The 22,971-nt window shown below is 41.4% G+C and carries 21 protein-coding genes and 1 pseudogene; 15 read left to right on the plus strand and 7 right to left on the minus strand.

Features of this window, described 5'->3' with window-relative positions:
- Positions 1 to 133: 133 nt before the first annotated feature.
- Entirely contained in the window at positions 134 to 589 is a 456-nt protein-coding gene (locus JOC28_RS07925) for a DUF1694 domain-containing protein (protein WP_205010158.1), read from the minus strand.
- A gap of 142 nt (positions 590 to 731) precedes the next feature.
- On the opposite strand from JOC28_RS07925, the gene eno reads away from it, so the two are divergent.
- Positions 732 to 2,030, plus strand: coding sequence for a surface-displayed alpha-enolase (eno, locus tag JOC28_RS07930; protein WP_205010159.1), 1,299 nt, complete (start codon positions 732 to 734; stop codon positions 2,028 to 2,030).
- Between the two features lie 229 nt (positions 2,031 to 2,259).
- Here eno and gatD read toward each other — a convergent pair whose 3' ends face one another.
- Both gatD and murT read right to left on the minus strand, forming a co-directional pair.
- Positions 2,260 to 3,045, minus strand: coding sequence for a lipid II isoglutaminyl synthase subunit GatD (gene gatD / locus JOC28_RS07935; RefSeq protein ID WP_205010160.1), 786 nt, complete (start codon positions 3,043 to 3,045; stop codon positions 2,260 to 2,262).
- Positions 3,045 to 4,388, minus strand: coding sequence for a lipid II isoglutaminyl synthase subunit MurT (murT, locus tag JOC28_RS07940; RefSeq protein ID WP_205010161.1), 1,344 nt, complete (start codon positions 4,386 to 4,388; stop codon positions 3,045 to 3,047). Before murT ends, gatD begins: the two co-directional genes overlap by 1 nt.
- Positions 4,389 to 4,488: 100 nt before the next feature.
- Here murT and cdaA point away from each other — a divergent pair, with 100 nt between their 5' ends.
- The 10 genes and pseudogenes from cdaA to JOC28_RS07990 all read left to right on the plus strand — a co-directional run.
- Positions 4,489 to 5,346 (plus strand): diadenylate cyclase CdaA, encoded by an 858-nt coding sequence (gene cdaA, locus JOC28_RS07945; RefSeq protein WP_205010162.1) that lies wholly within the window; start codon positions 4,489 to 4,491, stop codon positions 5,344 to 5,346.
- Positions 5,346 to 6,302 carry a CdaR family protein gene (locus tag JOC28_RS07950; protein WP_205010179.1) on the plus strand — a complete coding sequence of 319 codons (957 nt, stop codon included), beginning with the start codon at positions 5,346 to 5,348 and terminating at the stop codon, positions 6,300 to 6,302. The genes cdaA and JOC28_RS07950 overlap by 1 nt, the downstream gene beginning before the upstream one ends.
- Before the next feature lie 60 nt (positions 6,303 to 6,362).
- Positions 6,363 to 7,715, plus strand: a complete 1,353-nt coding sequence (glmM, locus tag JOC28_RS07955) for a phosphoglucosamine mutase (RefSeq protein WP_205010163.1) — start codon at positions 6,363 to 6,365, stop codon at positions 7,713 to 7,715.
- Positions 7,716 to 7,787: 72 nt separating this feature from the next.
- Positions 7,788 to 8,423, plus strand: coding sequence for a GNAT family N-acetyltransferase (locus tag JOC28_RS07960; protein ID WP_205010164.1), 636 nt, complete (start codon positions 7,788 to 7,790; stop codon positions 8,421 to 8,423).
- On the plus strand, positions 8,420 to 9,148 hold the full coding sequence (locus JOC28_RS07965; protein ID WP_205010165.1) for a pseudouridine synthase: 729 nt from the start codon (positions 8,420 to 8,422) through the stop codon (positions 9,146 to 9,148). The genes JOC28_RS07960 and JOC28_RS07965 overlap by 4 nt, the downstream gene beginning before the upstream one ends.
- 97 nt (positions 9,149 to 9,245) lie before the next feature.
- Complete coding sequence (locus JOC28_RS07970; protein ID WP_205010166.1) at positions 9,246 to 9,374, plus strand: DUF4044 domain-containing protein; 129 nt, start codon at positions 9,246 to 9,248, stop codon at positions 9,372 to 9,374.
- A 237-nt stretch (positions 9,375 to 9,611) separates the two neighbouring features.
- Positions 9,612 to 10,925, plus strand: a complete 1,314-nt coding sequence (gene obgE, locus JOC28_RS07975; RefSeq protein ID WP_205010167.1) for a GTPase ObgE — start codon at positions 9,612 to 9,614, stop codon at positions 10,923 to 10,925.
- A gap of 29 nt (positions 10,926 to 10,954) precedes the next feature.
- Positions 10,955 to 11,113, plus strand: coding sequence for a hypothetical protein (locus JOC28_RS07980; protein ID WP_205010168.1), 159 nt, complete (start codon positions 10,955 to 10,957; stop codon positions 11,111 to 11,113).
- Between the two features lie 144 nt (positions 11,114 to 11,257).
- Positions 11,258 to 12,019, plus strand: coding sequence for a DeoR/GlpR family DNA-binding transcription regulator (locus JOC28_RS07985; RefSeq protein ID WP_205010169.1), 762 nt, complete (start codon positions 11,258 to 11,260; stop codon positions 12,017 to 12,019).
- A pseudogene (locus JOC28_RS07990) lies at positions 12,010 to 12,714 on the plus strand (HAD family hydrolase); the annotation flags it as partial. The gene JOC28_RS07985 and the pseudogene JOC28_RS07990, both read left to right, overlap by 10 nt.
- A gap of 86 nt (positions 12,715 to 12,800) precedes the next feature.
- Here JOC28_RS07990 and JOC28_RS07995 read toward each other — a convergent pair.
- The 3 genes from JOC28_RS07995 to JOC28_RS08005 all read right to left on the minus strand — a co-directional run bounded on the left by JOC28_RS07995 (position 12,801) and on the right by JOC28_RS08005 (position 17,521).
- Positions 12,801 to 14,303 (minus strand): ATP-binding cassette domain-containing protein, encoded by a 1,503-nt coding sequence (locus tag JOC28_RS07995; RefSeq protein ID WP_205010171.1) that lies wholly within the window; start codon positions 14,301 to 14,303, stop codon positions 12,801 to 12,803.
- Between the two features lie 285 nt (positions 14,304 to 14,588).
- Positions 14,589 to 15,329: an amino acid ABC transporter ATP-binding protein gene (locus JOC28_RS08000; RefSeq protein ID WP_205010172.1), complete on the minus strand. Its 741-nt coding sequence runs from the start codon at positions 15,327 to 15,329 to the stop codon at positions 14,589 to 14,591.
- Positions 15,329 to 17,521, minus strand: a complete 2,193-nt coding sequence (locus JOC28_RS08005; protein ID WP_205010173.1) for an ABC transporter substrate-binding protein/permease — start codon at positions 17,519 to 17,521, stop codon at positions 15,329 to 15,331. The genes JOC28_RS08000 and JOC28_RS08005 overlap by 1 nt, the downstream gene beginning before the upstream one ends.
- Positions 17,522 to 17,728: 207 nt before the next feature.
- Between JOC28_RS08005 and uvrB the strand changes: the two genes are divergently transcribed.
- Positions 17,729 to 19,720: an excinuclease ABC subunit UvrB gene (uvrB, locus tag JOC28_RS08010; protein ID WP_205010174.1), complete on the plus strand. Its 1,992-nt coding sequence runs from the start codon at positions 17,729 to 17,731 to the stop codon at positions 19,718 to 19,720.
- A gap of 31 nt (positions 19,721 to 19,751) precedes the next feature.
- The gene (locus JOC28_RS08015; RefSeq protein WP_205010175.1) at positions 19,752 to 20,351 is read left to right on the plus strand and encodes an HD domain-containing protein; all 600 of its coding nucleotides are present in this window, start codon (positions 19,752 to 19,754) and stop codon (positions 20,349 to 20,351) included.
- Positions 20,352 to 20,392: 41 nt separating this feature from the next.
- Here JOC28_RS08015 and JOC28_RS08020 read toward each other — a convergent pair whose 3' ends face one another.
- Complete coding sequence (locus JOC28_RS08020) at positions 20,393 to 20,881, minus strand: hypothetical protein (RefSeq protein ID WP_205010176.1); 489 nt, start codon at positions 20,879 to 20,881, stop codon at positions 20,393 to 20,395.
- Positions 20,882 to 21,186: 305 nt separating this feature from the next.
- Here JOC28_RS08020 and JOC28_RS08025 point away from each other — a divergent pair, with 305 nt between their 5' ends.
- Positions 21,187 to 22,002, plus strand: a complete 816-nt coding sequence (locus JOC28_RS08025; RefSeq protein WP_205010177.1) for a transporter substrate-binding domain-containing protein — start codon at positions 21,187 to 21,189, stop codon at positions 22,000 to 22,002.
- A gap of 23 nt (positions 22,003 to 22,025) precedes the next feature.
- A complete protein-coding gene (locus tag JOC28_RS08030) occupies positions 22,026 to 22,841 on the plus strand; it encodes a transporter substrate-binding domain-containing protein (protein ID WP_205010178.1) in 816 nt (271 codons plus the stop codon).
- The last annotated feature ends 130 nt before the right edge of the window (positions 22,842 to 22,971 follow it).

Raw genomic sequence — 22,971 nt, forward strand, 5'->3', positions numbered from 1 at the left:
CAGTAATAAAAATAAGACAATAACCACGTAACGGCTACTGTCTTGATATTATTTTTGGGCTTAAAGCATTGATATACTTGACAAATGGTAGAAAAAAAAGAAGGCTAGGACTTTTTTGTCCCAGCCTCTTCTTTTAGTTTCCGAATAATTTAGACCAGAAGCCTTTTTTCTCAGATTTTGTTTCTGTTTTTTCCTGTTTGAAAATATCAGGGTATAAGGTATGGATATCAGTATCTTCGATATTGACCGCATGATCGGTAAATACCATGATCCCAAAATCGACGTGACTGACCATTTCTTCAACGATAGTGCAAGTCAACTCCTGATCCTTGGTTAGTTTTAGATAGGTCATCTGCAGACTGTCTGATAGGGCAGGGGAGAGTTTGACTTTTACAGGAGTGTATTTTTCTTTTAAATCATTGAGGATGTCTTGGAAGTTCTCCTTTACAATCTCAGTACGTGCATCTTGAGCAGAGACAGTTAAAAGAACACGCTCTGCGTATGTCCCAAGAAAATGACGCAATTCGTCTGGGTTGATCTTGCGACCTCCATTTGCACTTTCCATCAAACGTTGATTCAAGTCTGACATAATATTCCTCCAGAAAATTGATATCAATATTATACTCTATTTTTCCTTTTTTGAAAAAAGTGTTGTTTTAATTTGCGTCAAATATGACTTTGTGGTATTATTAACATGTAAAAAATTAAAACTCATAAGGAGAGTATTTATAATGTCAATTATTACTGATGTTTACGCTCGCGAAGTCCTTGACTCACGCGGTAACCCAACACTTGAAGTAGAAGTTTACACTGAATCAGGTGCATTCGGACGTGGTATGGTTCCTTCAGGAGCTTCTACTGGTGAACACGAAGCAGTTGAACTTCGTGACGGTGACAAATCTCGTTACAACGGTCTTGGTACTCAAAAAGCTGTTGACAACGTTAACAACATCATTGCTGAAGCAATCATCGGTTTCGATGTTCGTGATCAACAAGCTATCGACCGCGCTATGATCGCTCTTGACGGTACTCCAAACAAAGGTAAACTTGGTGCTAACGCAATCCTTGGTGTGTCTATCGCTGTTGCACGTGCAGCTGCAGACTTCCTTGAAGTGCCACTTTACAACTACCTTGGCGGATTCAACGCTAAAGTTCTTCCAACACCAATGATGAACATCATCAACGGTGGATCTCACTCAGATGCTCCAATCGCATTCCAAGAGTTCATGATCTTGCCAGTTGGCGCACCAACTTTCAAAGAAGGTCTTCGTTACGGTGCTGAAATCTTCCACGCACTTAAGAAAATCCTTAAAGAACGTGGTCTTGAAACAGCTGTTGGTGACGAAGGTGGTTTCGCTCCTAAATTTGAAGGAACTGAAGATGCAGTAGAAACTATCCTTAAAGCTATCGAAGCAGCTGGTTACAAACCAGGTGAAGAAGTATTCATCGGTTTCGACTGTGCTTCATCAGAATTCTACGAAAACGGTGTTTACGACTACACTAAATTCGAAGGTGAAACAGGTGCTAAACGTACTGCTGCTGAGCAAGTTGACTACCTTGAAGAATTGGTTAACAAATACCCAATCATCACTATCGAAGATGGTATGGACGAAAACGACTGGGACGGTTGGAAAGCTCTTACAGAACGTCTTGGCGACCGCGTACAACTTGTTGGTGACGACTTCTTCGTAACAAACACTGACTACCTTGCTAAAGGTATCAAAGAAGGTGCTGCTAACTCAATCCTTATCAAAGTTAACCAAATCGGTACTTTGACTGAAACTTTTGAAGCTATCGAAATGGCTAAAGAAGCTGGATACACTGCAGTAGTTTCACACCGTTCAGGTGAAACTGAAGATTCAACAATCTCAGACATCGCTGTTGCAACAAACGCTGGTCAAATTAAGACAGGTTCATTGTCACGTACTGACCGTATCGCTAAATACAACCAATTGCTTCGTATCGAAGATCAACTTGGTGAAATCGCTCAATACAAAGGTTTGCAATCATTCTACAACCTTAAAAAATAATCACTGTTGATTAATGAGCGAAAGGCTCTGGAAATTCCAGAGCCTTTTTTGTTTTGTAATTAAAGCTAAACTAAAAGACCTCTGGATTTCCCAAAGGTCTAAAAATTTAAAGTAACCTGATTTATAATGAAATCAAATAGAGATGTTTTGCTAAAATAAATCTTCTAATTTTCGCGAGTGGAATTCGCTGGCATGCAATATCATATAAGGAAAGCACTAAAAACTCTCTTTATTCAAATTCTGCTTTTGATTTGACATCACCGAATTCTTCAGCGACTTCTTGTCCTAGGATATCTTGATAGCTTGCAAGCTGAATATCTTGACCATATTTGTTTTTAAGTGCTGTTGTGACTAGGCGGTAAGCCAGGTTTGCATTTCTAGAGAGAATTGGTCCGTGGAAGTAGCTTCCGTAGACATTCTTGTAGTGGACGCCTTCTGTACCGTCTTCTTTGTTATTTCCGTTTCCGTAGACGACTTTTCCAAGTGGTTTTTCGTCTTCAGAAAGGAAGGTGCGGCCTTGGTGATTTTCAAAACCATAGTAGGTTTCATCAAATTCTTCGTTGTGAATTTTGATATCACCGATAAAACGGTTATTTTCTTGGTTCAGGGTATAGTGTCCCATAACTCCGATACCTTCGATGCGGACGCCATTAGCCTGAATATAATACTGACCCAAGAGCTGGAAGCCACCACAGATAGCGAGGATAACCTTGTCGTTTTGGATGAAGCGGTCAATAGGCTGACGCTTGCTAGGGAGGTCCTTAGCGACGATTGATTGTTCGTAGTCTTGGCCACCACCAAAGAAAACCATGTCATAGTGATTGTCGTCAAAGTCATCGCCGACTGAGACGATATCGAAGGTCATCTTAGCACCAAGTTTTTCACCGACATACTTAATCATAAGGACATTTCCATTGTCTCCGTATGTGTTGAGGAGGTTACCATAGAGGTGGGCAATGTTGAGTTCGTAGCGGTAATCTTCTTTGTCAGGAGATTGTAGTGAGGTATAAGTCATTAGTTCATCTCCTTTCCAACAGCATGGCGAGCTGCAAGCAGTTCACGGAATTCAAGCATAGCAGTATAGGTAGCTAGGATGTAGGCATGATCGCTGTCTTGTTTTTCAATCAAGTTCATGATATCTTCTAGTTTCTCAGCTTGGGTAATCTTGTCTGAATCGTAGCCCGTTACACGAAGTCGTCTTGCGATTTCCGAGTGACGGACACCACCGGCATTAATTTCGGTGATATCCATGTCGTTGATGAGTTCAAAATTGGCATCCCAAATCCAGCTGGTATCAATACCATCAGCATAGTTAGCATTGAGAAGAACAGATAGACTGAATGGGTAGTCAGCTAGTTTAATCATTTCCAAAGCCTGACTGGCACCAACAGGGTTCTTGATCAGAACAAGAGTACATGATTTATTTCCGATTTTGAAGGTTTCTTGTCGTCCGAAGACCGCACGGCTTTTCTCAAAACCAGCTTTGATAGTCTCAGCTGCAACACCGAAATGCTCAGCAACTGCGACGGCAGCAAGAGCATTGTAGATATTGTAGAGACCACCGACATTGATCTTATAGTCTTGACCATCGATAACAAATTCTGAGCTAGTATTGGTAATCTTAGTCAAGTCAGTCAGGCGATAGGTCAACTCAGGACGTTTGAAATCACAATTTAGACAGATATAATCACCTAAGTTGGCATAAGTATTGAGTTGATACTGGAGAATGCTTTCGCATTTTGGACAGACGATTCCTTCTGTATTGTAGTGGGCAAGCTGAGGAGCGTGTTTCTCAGTATCAAAGCCATAAAACTGAACGGGATTTGGAACCTCTTTTGAATTGAAAAGAGGGCTGTCTCCGTTAGCTAGAATAGTCGCCTGTGGAGCTTTGGCTGCTCCGTCCAAAATCATTTGATAAGTGGTGTAAATCTCACCGTAGCGGTCCATTTGATCACGGAAGATGTTGGTGAAAACAAAGAGACTTGGTGTGATGTACTCAGTGATTTTTGGAAGGCTGGCTTCATCAATTTCCAGCACAGCAATTTTCTTACCTGATTTTGCCTTCTTAGCGGTTAGAAAGGTAGAGGTAATCCCTGTAATCATGTTGGCACCGCTTGGGTTGGTCACGATTTCTCCGAACGCTTCTTTAAGAATACCAACTGTTAGAGCAGTCGTCAGGGTTTTCCCGTTTGTACCTGTAACAACAACAATTTCATAATCCTTGGCAATAGTGTCCAGGATGTTTGGGTCACATTTGAGGGCAATTTTACCTGGCAGAGTTGAGCCACGTCCTAATTTTGAAAGGACGAAATGAGCTGATTTACCAGCTAAAATTCCCATAGTAGTTTTAATAGTCATGCTTTTATTTTATCATAAAATTTTAGATAGAGTTACAGAAAAAATCCTTTAAAAATGATATAATGTAGAGGATTGAATAGAAAGTGATAGAGCCGAGTGTATGAGTATATTTTCACAGTTCGATACGAAGTTTTGGCAGTCGCTGGTGGATAGTCCTTGGACCATTTTTGTAAATTCTTTGGACATTATCATCGTGACCCTGCTTCTTTATAAATTTATCAGGGCTCTGGCTGGGACAAAGATTATGTCCTTGGTTCAGGGTGTGGTTCTCTTTGTTATTCTAAAAGGAGTGGCAGAGATTATTGGTCTAAAGACCATTACTTATTTGATGAATCAAGTCATCACCTATGGAGTGATTGCTGCGGTGGTGATTTTCGCCCCAGAAATCAGGCTAGGACTTGAAAAGTTTGGGAAAACAACCAATCTGCTTAAGTCAGTACCTAACAAGGTTTCTCAAGAAGAGCGTCTGGTCCAGTCCTATGTTAAGGCGGTCGCTTATTTGAGTCCACGGAAAATCGGAGCCTTGGTTTCCATTCAGCAGGCACAGACCCTGCAAGAATATATCAGTACTGGTATTCCCTTGGATGCTAATATATCAAGTCAACTATTGATTAATATTTTTATTCCTAATACACCACTTCATGATGGTGCTGTAATTGTACGTGGTGATAAGATTGCAGCGTCTTGTTGCTACCTGCCTTTATCTGAATCTCCAAATATTTCTAAGGAATTTGGTACAAGACACCGTGCGGCAATTGGTTTGTCTGAAAATTCGGATGCTGTGACCTTCGTTGTCTCAGAAGAGACTGGTGCCATCTCTGTAACACACAAGGGTGAATTTGTACATGATTTGTCGGTTAAGGATTTTGAGATTTTGATGACTCAGATTTTAGTACCGCAAAATCAAACCAGACCAAAAGGTCTAGGTCAGCGCTTAAGGGGGTTGATTGGAAGATGATCAAACGTTTTTTTCAAGGTCGTTTTTTCTACCTGCTAGTCGCTTTTCTCTTTGCTATAAGTCTTTTTTTGACTGCAGCTTCTAGTAGCTATAATCAATCTGGAACACAACTATCTCAGGTAACAGAAACTTACACCAATACGATTGAAGATGTTCCTATTGATATCAAGTATGATAGTGATAACTATTTTATCAGTGGTTATTCTTATCAGACAACCGTTTATCTGACATCAACAAATCGAGTTAAGCTAGATTCTGAAATCAATAGTGATACACGTTCTTTCAAGGTTGTTGCTGACTTGAGCGATGCAAGTTCTGGAACAACAACGGCCAAGCTCAAGGTGACTAATCTGCCATCTGGTATGACTGCAACCGTGTCACCTGACACAATTTCGGTAACAATCGGAAAAAAGGTTTCAAAGACTTTTAAGGTGGTTGGAAATGTAAACGATGATCAGATTGCAGATGGCTATGCTTTGAAGAAGGTCTCTGTTGACACAGATGAAGTGACTGTCGTTAGTGATGAGTCTACGATGAGTCAGATTGATCATGTGGTTGCTAATCTTCCAGAAGATCAAGTGCTTGATAGTAATTATTCAGGCAATGTAACCTTACAAGCAGTCTCTGCTGACGGTACTGTTCTAGCAAGTGTTATCGATCCTGCCAAGGTCGGTCTTTCGGTGACAGTAAAACGTCTGTCTAAGACTGTTCCAGTAAGGATTGAGCAGACTGGTAGCCTTTCAAGTGATCTTTCGTCGATTACGACTAAGGCTAGTCAAGATACGGTAACAATCTACGGTAATCAAGATGCACTAGATGCCATTTCAGAGGTTGTGGGTCAAGTTGATATTTCAGATGTGACAAAAAATGTGACAAAAACAATTAATCTATCGGCAACCAATGTAACAGTAGATCCTGCTACAATAGGAGTCGATTTGACAGTAACTAAAAAATAAGACATAATGTAACTGTTTAGAAAATGGAGGAGAGCGCGATTTTCAGCGCTAATAGATAAAATGGGAAAATATTTTGGTACAGATGGTGTTCGTGGTGAAGCAAATGTGGAGCTGACGCCAGAATTAGCATTCAAATTGGGTCGTTTCGGTGGTTATGTCCTTAGCCAGCACGAAACAGGTCGTCCAAAAGTCTTCGTGGCACGTGACACACGTATTTCAGGTGAGATGTTGGAGTCAGCCTTGGTAGCAGGGCTTCTTTCAGTCGGTATCGAGGTTTACAAACTTGGTGTGCTTGCTACTCCAGGTGTTTCATACTTGGTTCGTACGGAAAATGCTAGCGCTGGTGTTATGATTTCTGCCAGCCACAACCCAGCTCTTGATAATGGTATCAAGTTCTTCGGTGGTGACGGTTTCAAATTGGATGATGACCGTGAAGCTGAAATCGAAGCGCTTCTTGATGCAGAAGAAGATACACTTCCTCGTCCATCAGCACAAGGGCTTGGAACACTTGTTGACTATCCAGAAGGTCTTCGCAAGTATGAAAAATTCATGGTATCAACTGGTACAGAATTAGAAGGTCTCAAGGTAGCTCTTGATACTGCTAATGGTGCAGCCGCTTCATCAGCTCGTAATATTTTCCTTGATTTAGGTGCTGAGATTGCCGTTATCGGTGACCAACCAGATGGTCTTAACATCAACGACGGTGTTGGTTCAACTCACCCAGAACAATTGCAAGAATTGGTTAAGGAGTCAGGCTCTGCTATTGGTCTTGCCTTTGACGGTGATAGTGACCGTCTTATCGCTGTTGATGAAAATGGTGAGATTGTTGATGGTGACAAAATTATGTACATCATCGGTAAACAGATGGCTGCCAAAGGTGAACTTGCTAAAAACACTATCGTGACAACTGTTATGTCAAATCTTGGTTTCCACAAGGCACTTGACCGTGAGGGAATCAACAAGGCTGTCACTGCTGTTGGTGACCGTTACGTTGTTGAAGAAATGCGTAAATCTGGTTACAACCTTGGTGGTGAGCAATCAGGCCACGTTATCATCATGGACTATAACACAACAGGTGATGGTCAATTGACAGCTATCCAGTTGACTAAAGTCATGAAAGAGACAGGTAAGAGCTTGTCAGAATTGGCTGCAGAAGTGACTATCTACCCACAAAAATTGGTTAATATCCGTGTGGAAAATAGCAAGAAAAATGTTGCTATGGAAGTTCCTGCAATCGCTGAAATTATCGAAAAGATGGAAGCAGAAATGGCTGGTAACGGTCGTATCCTGGTTCGTCCAAGTGGAACTGAGCCACTCCTTCGTGTCATGGCAGAAGCGCCAACAGATGCAGAAGTGGACTACTATGTTGATACCATTGCAGATGTTGTTCGTGCAGAAATCGGTTTAGACTAAGCAAATCATTTTGAAGAGTGTGAGTGCAAGACAGCTTTGTACTCCACTCTTTTTGCTAGAATAGGTTTTGAGATGTTACTAGAAAATAAAAAGTTAGAAGAGCTTATCTTACGTTTTCCAGAGGATGTGCAGGAAATTTTTAGCCAGATGATTATCTCTTATCAACTAGGCTATGTCGATTATGTCTATCAGACAGATGATGTCAGCATTCAAAATCGTCGTATTAAAAACCTGGTCAAGAGTTTTAGACGTATGGACTATTTTTATGTCATGCCTTTAAGTCAGGATTTGGCTTTGGATGTCATCAACCAATGGGCTTATCCAAAGGAGTTTTCATCTTTTGAAATCAATCATAAGCATCCAAACTATTCTCAATTTATCTCTGAGGAAGCTCGTGGTGACTCTTATTTAGCCATTATTCGAAATGGAGCTCATATCGGTTATGCTTATTTTGTTGCGCAGCCAGATGGTGATATTGATCTGACCTTTGCTCTTAAACCAAATCGCATGGGAAAGGGGCTGGGCGTAGCCTTTTACCAAAGCATCGAAGACTATCTCAAGACTAATCACCAAGCTAAACGCCTGCTGCTTGAGCTTTCTTTGGACAATAGCAGAGCTCTGCGTCTGATGGAGAAACTGGGCTATGAGAGACTTGGAGAAACTGAGTCAGGGCTTAGACTTGCTAAAATGATGGAGGAAGACAAGTGAGACTGGACAAATTTTTAGCGGATTGCGGTGTTGGCAGTCGTACAGAAATTAAGACTTTTCTCAAGAAAAAACGTGTTTTGGTCAACGGAGCTTTAGAGACCTCACCAAAACGCCAAATTGATGAAAAGAAAGATACAATCACTTTTGACGGTCAGGTTCTCAGTCATGAGACCTTTGTCTACTACCTCCTCAACAAGCCTCGGGGTGTGGTGTCGGCAACTGAAGACAGGGAGCACAAAACTGTCCTTGATTTACTAGATGATATGGCAAGAGTCAAGGAAGTCTTTCCTGTTGGTCGTCTGGATAAGGATACGCACGGTCTTTTGCTCTTGACTAATAATGGCGCTCTTGCACATGCCATGCTTTCGCCTAAAAAGCATGTTGATAAAACCTATCGTGCCAAGGTCTCTGGTCTAATGACAGTGGAAGATCAAAAACGTTTTGGTCAAGGTATTGCTCTTAAAGATTTTACCTGTCAGCCTGCCAAGTTAGAGATTCTCAGTTTAGACGAGGAGCAAGAAAGCTCACTGGTTGAGATTACCATTGCTGAGGGTAAATTTCATCAGGTCAAACGTATGGTTGCTGCCTGCGGTAAGGAAGTTGTAGACTTACAGCGTCTGACTATGGGACCTTTGACCTTACCAGAGGATTTGGACAGAGGTGATTATCGTCGTTTGACAGAAGAAGAACTAGCTAGCCTTGAGATTTTCGATGTCGCTCTTTGATTTCTTAAAATAAGCCTGAATCCGCCTTGTGATTTGATTCTTGGGCTGATTCATGATAAGATAAATAGTGATTAAATTCGATAGAAGAGGTAGAAAAATGGCTTTTGGAGATAATGGTCCACGTAAGAAGACAGCCTTTGAGCGCTTGACACTTTTTGTTGTCTTGATTATGGTGATTATTACAGTTGGTGCACTTGTTCTTAGTGCCCTATCTGCGCTTGGGTAATCTTTGGAAAATAGCGGAGCTGATAAACCAACAGAGCGGTTGGTTATAACTGATATAAGCTCTGCCATTTAACAAAAAAATTAAACCCAAATACTGCAAGAACAAATGCTGGGAGTTCTATCCCAGCCTTTATGCTTAATGCAATAGATTTTTAAAGAAAGGATAAGGACTAGACAGCTTTCTAGCACGGAATTGGTCGGAAAATACCACTCAGGTCAGGTCCTTGATATCTTAATAATGAGTATGTTTTTAGATACTGCCAAGATTACTGTTAAAGCAGGTCGTGGTGGTGATGGTATGGTTGCCTTCCGTCGTGAAAAGTATGTGCCTAATGGCGGTCCTTGGGGCGGTGACGGTGGTAAAGGTGGTTCAGTTGTCTTTCGTGTAGATGAAGGACTTCGTACCTTGATGGATTTCCGTTACAACCGTAAATTTAAGGCTAAAGATGGCGAAAAGGGAATGACAAAAGGGATGCACGGTCGTGGATCAGATGATTTGATCGTTGCCATTCCTCCTGGAACAACTGTTCGTGATGCAGAGACTGGTAAGGTTATCACTGACTTGGTTGAAAATGGTCAAGAATTTGTTATCGCCCAAGGTGGTCGTGGCGGACGTGGTAATATCCGTTTTGCGACACCTCGCAATCCTGCACCTGAAATCGCTGAAAATGGTGAGCCAGGTGAGGAACGTGAACTTCAGTTGGAATTGAAAATCCTTGCTGATGTTGGATTGGTTGGTTTCCCATCTGTTGGTAAATCAACTCTCCTCAGCGTGGTTTCAGCTGCTAAGCCAAAAATTGGTGCCTATCACTTTACGACAATTGTTCCAAACTTGGGAATGGTTCGTACAAAATCAGGTGAAAGTTTTGCCATGGCTGACCTTCCAGGTTTGATTGAAGGAGCTAGTCAGGGTGTCGGTCTTGGGACACAATTCCTCCGTCATATCGAGCGTACACGCGTTATCCTGCACGTTGTTGACATGTCAGCAAGTGAAGGTCGTGATCCTTATGAAGACTACTGTCAAATCAATACAGAGCTTGAAACTTATAATCTCCGCTTGATGGAACGTCCACAGATTATTGTTGCTAATAAGATGGACATGCCAGAAGCTGAAGAAAATTTGAAAGAATTCAAAGAGAAATTGGCTGCTGAATATGACGAATTCGATGAGCTACCAATGATTTTCCCAATTTCAAGTTTGGCTCACCAAGGTTTGGAAAACTTGATGGAAGCGACAGCAGAATTGCTTGACCAAACAGATGAATTCCTTCTTTACACAGAAGAAGACATGGAGCAAGAAGAAGTTTACTATGGCTTCAACGAGGACGAACGTCCATTTGAAATCAGTCGTGACGATGATGCGTCATGGGTACTTTCAGGTGAGAAATTGGAACGTCTCTTCATCATGACCAACATGGAACGCGACGAATCTATCATGAAATTCGCTCGTCAATTGCGTGGTATGGGAGTTGATGAAGCTCTTCGTGAGCGTGGTGCCAAAGATGGCGATATTGTTCGTATCGGTAACTTTGAATTTGAATTTGTCGACTAAGTCGCTTATAGTTTCCAAGGAGGTTTCTTATGGGAGATAAACCCATATCCTTTAAGGATAAGGATGGTAATTTCGTTTCCGCAGCTGATGTTTGGAATGCTGAGAAGTTAGAAGAGCTCTTCAATACCCTCAATCCCAATCGTCGCCTGCGCTTAGAACGTGAAAAATTAGCCAAAGAAGATGTCTAAAATAGAAAAAAGACTTGAAGTCAGCTGAGATTGCTTGATTTCAGGTCTTTTTTTGAATATAAATCACAAAAAGCACTTATAAAAACATACAAAAGCTTGAAAATGTTTAAAATAGTGCTATGATACTTGTGGAAGGAGTCAAGGATGTATCAAGAACAAAGATTATCCAAGATTCTTCAACTATTGGATGAACGTGGGCAATTGTCATCCAAAGAAGCCATAGGATTACTTGGCGTATCTCGAGATACGATTAGACGTGATTTTGCGCAGCTGTCTCAGGAAGGGCTTGCTGTCAGAATGCATGGAGGTATTTTGCTTTTGCAAAAGGAAAATCCTATTCAGGCCTATAATCAGCGTCTCAATCACTCGCAAGTCCAGAAAGATCAGATGGCAAGCAGGACTCTAGAGCTCATTAATCCAGGTCAATCCATCTTTATAGATGTCTCTACGAGTCTTCTTAGACTTGCTCAAAAGCTGGATTTTGAGGCTAGGGTTTATACGCACTCTATGGATAATGCCTTGGTACTTTCCCAACACCAAGTGATCGACTTGTATCAACTTGGGGGTCGCTTCCATGCTAAGAATCGCTTTTTCTATTCTTTGAATGAAGCAGAGCTATTGAAGGATGTCCGTCTTGATATTGCTTTTATTGGTGCAGCAGGTTTGTCGGATGCTAAGGTGACCTTCGATGATCAAGAAGATGTAATGGTGAAAAAGTTGGCTCTCTCCCAAGCAAGGACTAAAGTGCTGGTTGCAGAGCTAGAAAAATACGAGCGTTCAGCTCACTTTATCCTCAATCAAATTAGTGATTTCGATTATTGGATTACAGATCAGAAGCCAGATCAATGGCTTATCGATAGTTTAGAAGGTCAGGTTGAACTTATCAAGGTGGGCATTTTGCCCTAGCCTCTGCAAGATCTCCGAGAGGCATGTTTCCAATTGCTATCAGCCTAGAACTTGGTGACAATCCAATTGCCTGTTATAATGGTGCCCTGATTATCAAAGGAGATTCTGAAGGTTTCCAAACATTGATTCAACATGGGATGTTGGTTTCGGATTTGAAAGCTATTTATAACTTTATCCGCCGAGAGTTTCCACAAATCTCTCTCAATCTTTATTCAAATGCCTCTTGGATGGTTGAAAACATTGACCAATGGGGTGAGATTGAAGCGGCAATTACGCATGAAGTTCCTGACTTGGTTGACTTTAGGGAGCTAATTGAGGATCCGGACTTTGTGACTCATAAATTGCTTTTAATTGCGGATGCGCAGAACATCAAATTCTGTCTTGAGGAACTTGATAATCTTCCTTTAGAGGATGTGTCTTTCTATCTGTCCAAAGATAACTATCTCGAAATGACATCAAAATCGGTCTCTAAAGAAAATGCCCTGCTTGAAATTACGAAGCATTACCAACTTGACCTGACAGAAACCATGGCTATCGGAGATAATTTCAATGATATTCCTATGTTGGAGAAGGCTGGCATTGGTGTTGCTATGGGAAACGCTCCTCAGGAAGTGAAAGAAGCTGCAGACTATGTAACTGATGATAACGACAATCATGGTATCAGCAAAGCGCTTGATGATTACGTACTGATCTAAAAAGTTCTTGAGAGATTAAAGATTACAACAATAAAAAGACCTGAAGTCAGCTGTAATTGCTTGATTTCAGGTCTTTTTGCTTGGTTTTATTTTGGATATTCTTCTAGTCCATTTTCGGTGAGTTCTAGCTGTCTTGAGCAGACTTGATCAATGTAGGCTCTATCGTGTGAAACGCTGATGATGGCTCCGGGATAGTCTGCTAGGAGCTGTCTGAGTAGCGGCTGACTCGTTGGAGATAGATTACGAGTTGGTTCATCCAGAATCAAAATATCTGCTTTTTGAAGAACCATCTGAGCTAGGAAGAGTTTGGCTTTCTGTCCACCAGATAATTGAGAAAGAGGGTGGTTGACTTCCTCTCTAGTGAATTGTAATCGCGCTAGCATAGTACGGCAAAGCTCTTGATCGGCAGTCTGCGCTAAAAAATCAAGGGCGGTTTCGATACCCTTAAAAGCCTCCTCGTAATTCTGAGGCATGTAGGCTAGATTATATTTGTTGCTGAGCTGCTCAGCGATTGACTTCAAAATGCGTGTCTTTCCAATACCGTTTTTCCCAGTGATGACGACCTTGTCCTGACCGTAAATCTTCAGTGAAAGGACCTGACCCGTACTTGTCTTAAAATCGGTCAAAGATAGGAGTTTCTTCTGCTTGGCTAGAGGTTGAATGTCAGAGAAGAAGAGGTCGATTTTGTCCATATCCTGAGGAATGTCGTGAAAGTGCTGAGCCTCTTTTTCAAATCGTTTTCCTTGGGACAGAACAGCCTTCATCTTCTTGGCGACCAATCTTCCAGCTGTCGCATCATGAGTCTGTCGGAGATTATGTTGGACGGACTCTTGTATGCGCTGGTAGCGCTCCATCTTCTTAGCATGCTCTTCTCGCTCCTTTTGAGCCAGCTGATAGTGACGCTCGAAACTTGCCTGGCGCTGGTTTTTATAGTCTTTGTAGCTTCCTTGGAAATAGCTGGCGCGTGGCTCCTGACGTTTCTTAATCAGTTCAAGATGTAAGATGGCAGTAGCAGTGTTTTCTAGCAGAGCCTCATCATGGGAGAGAAAAATAATGGTTTCAGGACTATTTATAATGAAATTTTCCAGCCATCTGACGCTATCCAAGTCAAGATTATTTGACGGTTCATCAAGAAGTATCAGATCAGGCTGGTAAGCTAATTCTTTTAGCAGCTGTAATTTCAGAGCCTGACCGCCAGATAAATGACCTAGTTTTTTATCAGAGTTGAGTATTAAGTCAAGATCTAGCTTGATCTGATCAGCCAGTTGATAGAAACGATTGAAGTCGAATCGGTCATAATCCATGTCATCATAAATGAAATCCTGACAGCTAACTTGAGTAAGTTCGGGATCTAATTCCTGAGAGAGATAGGCAATAGCAGATGCCTGACAGCTGATTTGTCCACCTATATTGGCATAGTTGCTAAGACTTTCTGCATTTGCAATGGCACGGAGGAGACTAGATTTACCAGTACCTTCCTCACCGATAATGGCACATTTTTCTCCTCTAGCGATTGTCAGATTTAGATTGTCAATGAGTCGTTTTGCGTCAGCAATTTGTTCAAGTGTAAACTGTTTAATCTGTAACATAAGAATCTCCTTTATCAAAAAACACACTGACTTATCAAGCAGTGTGTTTTCTCTTTATGTCACAGGATAGGACAAAATATCCTAAAATAGTCCTCAAAAAGACCAATCTGTCTCTAGGAAGATATTAGATAAAGGCTGGAAAACTAAAAACATTACATGATAAGTCATATCAATTGTAAGTTCTTAGTTGTTCATGCGTCCTTTACCTCCGGAATTTAGATAATTTTATTCTAACAGATTGGTTAAATTCTTGTCAAGAAAAAAAGAACTCCGAAGAGTTCCTTTTTAGGCATTGAGGACCTTATCCAAGAATTCCACGAGACGTGGGTGTTGTGGATTGTCGAAGATTTGGTCTGGTGTGCCGTCTTCGATGAAGCGCCCACCATCTGTAAAGATAACACGGTTAGCAACTTTACGAGCAAACCCCATTTCGTGAGTAACGATAAGCATGGTCATACCTTGTTCAGCAAGGTCTTTCATAACGTTAAGTACATCTCCAACCATCTCTGGGTCAAGGGCAGATGTTGGCTCATCGAAGAGCATGATATCTGGGTTCATTGCTAGGCTTCGAGCGATAGCGACACGTTGTTTTTGCCCACCTGAAAGGCTATCTGGTTTAGCGTCAGCCTTGTCAGCAAGTCCAACTTTTTCAAGCAATTCCATACCGATCTTGTTGGCTTCCTCTTTTGAGTATTTGCCAAGTTCAACTGGAGCAAAGGTGATGTTCTCAAGAACTGACATGTGCGGGAAGAGGTTGAAGTGTTGGAATACCATTCCGATATTTTCACGAGCCTTGTCGATATTCGTTTTAGGATCTGAGAGTTCAAAACCGTCAACAACAACATTACCACTCGTGATAGTTTCAAGAAGGTTTAGTGTACGAAGGAAGGTTGATTTACCAGAACCTGAAGGTCCGATGATACAAACCACGTCGCCTTCGTAAAATTTAGCGTCGATTCCTTTTAAGACTTCGTTGTCGCCGTATGATTTGTGCAAATCTTGCACATCAATTTTCAATTCAGCCATTATTTAAGTCTCTTTTCTAAACGTTTTGCAAGACGTGTCAACAAGGTGATGATCACGAGGTAGATAACTGCCAAGATAGCGTACATACGGAATGATTGGTAGTTACGGGCGATGATAACTTTACCAGTTTGGAAGAGTTCCACAAGTCCGATAGCAGATACGATTGTTGTATCTTTAAGTGAGATAACGAACTGGTTGATAAAGTTTGGAAGCATGAGGCGGATAGCCTGTGGCAAGATGACTTTACGCATTGTCTTGCTGTAAGGGATACCTAAGCTTCGGCTGGCTTCCATCTGTCCACCTGGAACGGCTTCGATACCACCACGGACGATTTCGGCAATATAAGCTCCGCCATTTAGCGAAAGGGCAATAGTAGCAGCGACGAAGTCGTTGATAGGACTTTGTCGGCCAGTAATCTGCTCGATAAGGTTTGGAATACCCCAGAAGATAAAGGCTGCAACGATCATCAATGGAATACCACGGATAACGTCAACAAAGATTTGTGAAATCACACGAAGTATCTTGCTAGGAGCTACAGCCATCATACCGAAGATAATACCGATCAACATGGCAATAGCGAATGAGAGAAGGGTCAAGAGGGTAGTTGTCCAAAGACCTTGAGCCAACTGTCCGTAGTTATTTTTAATCAAGCCCCAGATTGAAGATTCATCAACTGTGCTGCTTGAAGAACTTGATGAAGATGAGCTAGATGTTGTCAAATATTTTTCAACGAGCTCGTCGTAAGTACCATCAGCTTTCAGAGCTGCAAGTCCGTTGTTGAACATTTCAATCAATTCTGGGTTTGTACCAGCCTTAACAGCAAATCCAACAGTTCCAGAAGCTTCACCTTCGATTGGTGTTTCAAAGTTGCGACCTTGGCTGATTGCGTAAGCAAGGACAGCTTCATCATCCATGATGGCATCAACTGAACCTGAGTTCAAGCTGTCATACATTGTAGAGCCGTCATCGAAGGCTTTAAGTGTGTAGCCGTATTTGTCAGCATTCTCTTCCAACCAAGTGTAAGAAGATGAGCCGTTTTTAGCACCAACTGTCTTACCTTTAAGGTCGTCATATGATGAGATTGATGAGCCTTCTTTGACAGCAAGGATAATATTGGTTGTGTAGTATGGATCTGAGAAGTTAAATGTTTTTTCACGTTCGCTTGTAATGGTCATACCAGCGATAACACCGTCAGCTTGACTTGATTGAACAGCATTGAGGGCTGCGTCGAAACCTACGTTGCTGATTTTGATGTTGAAACCTTGCTGTTTAGCGATTGCTTTGAGCAATTCCATATCAAAACCAACATATTTACCACTGTCATTTTGGTATTCGAATGGTGCGAATGAGGTGTCTGATGCGATAGTATAAGTGTCTTTAACTGGAGTTGCCTTAGCATTAGCGTCACCAGTTGAAGTCAATTCAGTTGTAGTAGTTGTATCGTCGCTTCCAACCCATTTAGTGATGATGCTTTCATAAGTACCATCTTCCTTCATTTCTTTGAGGGCTGAGTTGAATTCATCAATGAGGTACTCGTACTTGCTGCCTTTTTTAACAGCAAAGGCGAAGCTACCGATTGACTCACCTTCCATGTTGATGGCAAGGTCCTGTCCCTGACTGATTGCGTATTGAGCGACAGCTTTGTCATCCATAGCTGCGTCGATAGAACCAGCAGTAAGGCTGTTGTACATCAAGTCTCCTGTATCGAAGGTCTTGATTGTGTAGCCATACTCATCTTTGTGCTCGTTTAGCCAGTCGTATGAGGCTGATCCAGTTTTAGCACCGACTGTTTTACCTTTAAGTTGGCTGTATTCAGATACGTTATTTGAACCTTTAGTGATGATAACGATTGAGGTATCGAAGTATGTATCTGAGAAGGTAAAGACTTTTTTACGTTCGTCAGTTACAGTAACCCCAGCCATAATGGCATCCGCAGAACCTGATTGAACGGCATTGACCGCTGCGTCAAATCCTGGGTATGTAATGTTGTAATCCCAACCAGCAATTTTAGCAACTGCTGAAAGGATATCAACATCGAGTCCTTTGTAAGTCTGATCAGAATCTTTAAATTCAAATGGAGCGTAAGCATTGTCCGAAACGATATTAATCGTATCAGCAGAAGCAGAACGTCCACCAATCATAAAGAAAACTGAGGCAACCGCAAAAAGGGCTGCAATAAGTTTTTTCTTCATTATTGAATGTCTCCTTTATTCATTAACTCGTCCATTATACCAAAGAAGACGGCGTTAAGCAAATTTTAAGCGATTTGTGTAAGAAAACCTAACATAGGAAGTGAGCTTTTAAAAAAAGCTAAGTCAGAAAAACTATGTTACAATAGTAGAAATATCTTTTTCCTATTTAAATATTGTATTTAGATGGGTTATTGAATCGAGGAAAAAATGATAGATAGACAAGAAAATAATCAATTCAAACTGGTTTCCAAGTATGAGCCATCTGGTGACCAGCCTCAGGCTATTGAAGAATTGGTCGATAATATTGAAGGAGGAGAAAAATCGCAAATCCTCCTCGGAGCAACTGGTACAGGTAAGACCTTTACCATGAGTCAGGTTATCAGCAAGGTCAACAAACCGACTCTTGTTATCGCCCACAACAAGACCTTGGCTGGTCAGCTCTACGGAGAGTTTAAGGAATTTTTCCCAGACAATGCTGTTGAGTACTTTGTATCCTACTATGATTATTATCAGCCAGAGGCTTATGTCCCTTCATCTGATACCTACATCGAAAAAGACAGTTCTGTCAATGATGAGATTGATAAGCTCCGCCATTCAGCAACGTCAGCCCTCTTGGAGCGTAACGATGTTATCGTTGTAGCATCCGTGTCATGTATCTACGGTTTGGGGTCGCCAAAAGAATATGCGGATTCTGCAGTCAGCCTGCGTCCAGGACAGGAGATTTCTAGAGACAAACTCTTGAATGACTTAGTTGATATCCAGTTTGAACGAAATGACATCGATTTTCAGCGCGGTCGTTTCCGAGTACGTGGTGATGTGGTGGAAATCTTCCCTGCCTCACGTGATGAGCATGCCTTTCGTATTGAATTCTTCGGTGATGAGATTGACCGTATCCGTGAGATTGAGAGTTTGACTGGTAAGAGTCTGGGTGAGGTTGACCACTTGGTGCTCTTCCCTGCTACCCACTTTGTGACCAATGACGAGCATATGGAGCAGTCTATCGCCAATATTCAGGCTGAATTGGCTGACCAGCTCCAACTTTTTGAGTCAGAGGGTAAGCTCCTAGAAGCTCAGCGATTGAAACAAAGAACAGAGTATGACATCGAAATGCTGCGTGAGATGGGCTATACCAACGGGGTTGAGAACTACTCACGCCATATGGATGGCCGCTCAGAAGGTGAGCCACCTTACACGCTGCTTGATTTCTTCCCAGAGGACTTCCTCATCATGATTGATGAGAGCCACATGACCATGGGTCAGATTAAGGGCATGTATAATGGCGACCGCTCTCGTAAGCAGATGTTGGTTGATTACGGCTTCCGTCTTCCGTCAGCACTAGACAACAGACCGCTGCGCCGAGAAGAATTTGAGAGCCATGTCCATCAGATTGTCTATGTATCAGCGACACCTGGTGACTATGAGATGGAGCAGACCGATACGGTTATTGAGCAGATTATCCGTCCGACAGGCTTGCTTGATCCAGAAGTTGAAGTTCGTCCAAGTATGGGGCAAATGGATGACCTACTTGGTGAAATTACTCAACGTGCTGAAAAAGGTGAGCGTACCTTTATCACAACCTTGACCAAGAAGATGGCAGAAGATCTAACTGACTACCTGAAAGAAATGGGTGTCAAGGTTAAATACATGCACTCGGATATCAAGACCTTGGAGCGTACAGAGATTATCCGTGACTTGCGTCTTGGAGTCTTTGACGTTCTGATTGGGATCAACCTTCTTCGTGAAGGGATTGACGTACCTGAGGTTAGTCTGGTAGCTATTTTGGATGCTGATAAGGAAGGTTTCCTGCGCAATGAACGTGGTCTCATTCAGACCATAGGTCGTGCTGCCCGTAACTCAGAAGGTCACGTTATCATGTATGCGGACAAAATTACGGATTCTATGCAGCGTGCCATGGATGAGACAGCCCGCCGTCGTCAGATTCAGATGGCTTATAATGAAGAGCACGGCATTGTCCCACAAACCATTAAGAAAGAAATCCGTGACCTTATTGCTATTTCTAAGACAAGCGACAGCGATGTTGCCGAAGAAACAGTGGACTACTCAGCCATGAACAAGACAGAGCGCAAGGAAGCTATCAAGAAACTGCAAAAACAAATGCAGGAAGCTGCCGAGCTGCTTGACTTTGAATTGGCTGCCCAAATCCGTGATATGGTGCTGGAATTGAAGAGTATGGATTGATTGCTTTACTGAGTATTTAATGGAGGTTTCTATGTCATCACTTTATCAACAAGTTGCATTCTTTAATGAGATGGAGAAGTTAAAGACGATTACACGTCAAAATAAAACCTTGGATGGTAGATTTGAGAATTCTGCTGAACATTCATGGCAATTGGCTCTTATGGCTATCTTATTACAAGAGCACTTTCCTAAAACAATCAATTTGGAACTAGTCTTAAAAATGTTATTAGTTCATGATATGGGTGAAATTGGGGCTGGAGATACTTCTGTTTTTGATGATGCTGGGAAGTCGACATCTTATGCTCGTGAGCTAGAATCCGTCAAAAAATCATTATCTTATTTGGATGATTCAGATTCAGAGCAGCTCTTAAATTTATGGATAGAATTTGAAAAAGGAACTTCTGATGAAGCTCGTTTTGCACGTTGTGTTGATGCCATCGCACCTTTGATGAATCATTTGCAGATTGCAGAGGAAAATGATAATCCAGATGATTTGACTTATAATCAGGTCTTATCAAAGAAATCATTTATCGCTCAGGAATCGGATAGCTTATGGCAATTGACCTTAGATTTATTAGACGCAAGTCTTGAAAAAGGATTATATAGAGATGACAGAGTGAAGTCTGTATAAGAAAAAGCTGGTAATCTATTAAGATTATCAGCTTTTTCTATCTATCTCTTAAATTTCATTGTCAACGCTGACAGGTCCAGTTTCTCTTCTGGTTCAGCTGGTAGGTAGAATTTTGGGAAATCTGTAGCATAGTCCTCAAACGGTACCGCATCTTCAGGGACCTCTCTCAGCCAAGTGAAGGCATAGAAGGTTTCGTAATCTTCGTAGAAGTCTTCCTCTTCTTCGTCCCATTTTTTACCATTGTAGCGTTCTGTTGTTTCGAATTGCAGAGCAATCTCAGTCAATGCAGGAGTAACAGTACCCAAGCGGTGAGCAATAAGCTGGTAGTTCTCAATAGTGTAAAGAATAGTTGAAACCATACTGTCTGAAGTAGCCAGTTCACCATTTGTCCACTTGATGTCTTTATCTCTCAAATAGCAGAGCAGAGACCAAAGGTGCTCTTGAAATTTGAGAGGAAAGCTGTCGATATTTGAAAAAGAAATGGCACATCTTGATGATGTATCCAAGAGTTGTTTCACTTGATTCGTCATTTTGAATTCTCACTTTTATAATTGTTTTTATTGAATAAAATAGATTGTAACTCTTTTATTTTATCATATTATTGGTGGAGGAGGTATTCTTTGCTTATTTTTGGATAAAATTTGATTAACCTAACTATTTATACAATTTTTATAGATGATTATGCTTTTTACCACCCCAAATTTTGATTATTTTCCAAAAATAGTCGGAGTTTTTGTATTTATTTTCAAAAAACGGTTGACTTTTGCATAAAAATTCCTTAAACTGTATCTATAAGTTATAAAAATTAAGGTTTTAAAAAGAAAAGAGGATAATTATGCTGAATAAAAAATTGACGTTTGGATTGGTTGCTTTTGCTTCGCTGATGACATTGTCAGCTTGTGGCTCATCAAGTCAGTCTGAAAATAGTTTGGAAACGATCAAGGAAAAAGGAACACTGACTGTTGCCATGAATCCTGAGTTCGCACCATTTGAATTCAAGACTTTGGTAGATGGTAAGGATACTGTAGTCGGAGCCGATGTAGAGATCGCAAAGGCAATTGGAGAAGAACTGGGTGTGGAGGTCAAATTCTCAACCATGTCTTTCAATAACGTTCTGGCTGCTGTTAAATCAGGTAAGGCAGACATTGCGATTTCAGGGATTTCAGCAACGGAGGAGCGTCAGAAGGTCTATGATTTTTCAGATACCTACTATGAATCTAAGTCGGTCCTTATCGTTCAAAAAGCAGAGCTATCTACCTACACAGATACTGATTCTTTTGCGGATAAGTCGATTGGAACGCAAAAGGGTTCTATCCAAGAAACAATCGCAAAATCAAATCTTAGCTCTGCCCACATTGTTTCCCTAACCCAACCAGGCGAAGCCATCAATGAGCTTAAGTCTGGTCAGGTGCAAGGTGTTGTTCTTGAGGAGGCTATCGCCAAAGGTTATGTGGCTAAAAATGATGATCTAGCAATCGCGGATATTAGCCTCAAATCAGATAGTACAGATGCTTATGCCGTAGCAATGCCTAAGGGCAGTGATGAGCTGAAAGAAGCGGTCAATAAGGTGATTAAAGAGTTGAAAGCTGAAGGAAAAATCGACAGTTTCGTTCAAGCTGTCTATGAACAATCCCTTGAAACTAGTGAATAAGTTATCAGAAAGAGAGAAAAATTATGAAGAAACTTTTAAGTCTTGCTCTGGTAGGTCTTGCTCTTGTCGGTCTAGCAGCCTGCTCGTCGAGTTCGTCAGTAACCAAGGAATCTATCGAGAAAAAGGGAAAAATCGTCATTGCAACAGAATCTGAGTTTGCACCCTTTGAGTTCAAAACCCTACTAGATGGCAAGGATACTCTGGTTGGAGCAGATATTGAACTTGGAAATGCTATCGCTGAAAAGCTCGGCGTTGATGTGGAATATTCAGTTATGTCCTTCAACAATGTGCTTGCTTCGCTCAAATCTGGTAAGGCAGACATGGCTATTGCGGGGATTTCAGTCACATCTGAGCGTGAGAAAGCTTATGATTTCTCGGATTCTTACTACACTTCAGAGAATGTAGTCATCGTCAAAAAGTCTGATTTGGATACTTATACAAGTGCAGATAGCCTGGCTGATAAGTCTGTCGGTGCCCAAAAAGGTTCTGTCCAAGAAACGGTTGCGACTGAGCAGTTGCCAAAAGCAAGTATGGTTTCCTTGACTTCAAACGGTGAGATGATCAATGAGCTTAAGTCAGGTCAGTTGGATGCGGTTGTTTTGGAAAAAGCTATCGCTGAAGGCTATATTGCCCAAAATGATGACCTTGTCATCACTGATAAAATCACTTTAGAGTCAGATGGTACAGATGCCTATGCTGTCGCCTTTGCAAAAGGAACAGACCAAGAAGTTATCGATGCTGTCAATGAGGTCATCTCAGAAGCTAAATCATCTGGTCAATTTGATCAATGGCTTGCCCAAGCAGCAACATACACACAATCAAGCTCGAGTGATGAATAAAAAAGTGAGAGGTTGAGGATATTTGTCCTAGCTTCTTATTTTCTACCATTTGTCAAGTATATCAATGCTTTAAGCCCAAAAATAATATCAAGACAGTAGCCGTTACGTGGTTATTGTCTTATTTTTATTA

The organism is Streptococcus loxodontisalivarius, from assembly GCF_016908645.1.
GTDB classification, from domain to species: domain Bacteria; phylum Bacillota; class Bacilli; order Lactobacillales; family Streptococcaceae; genus Streptococcus; species Streptococcus loxodontisalivarius.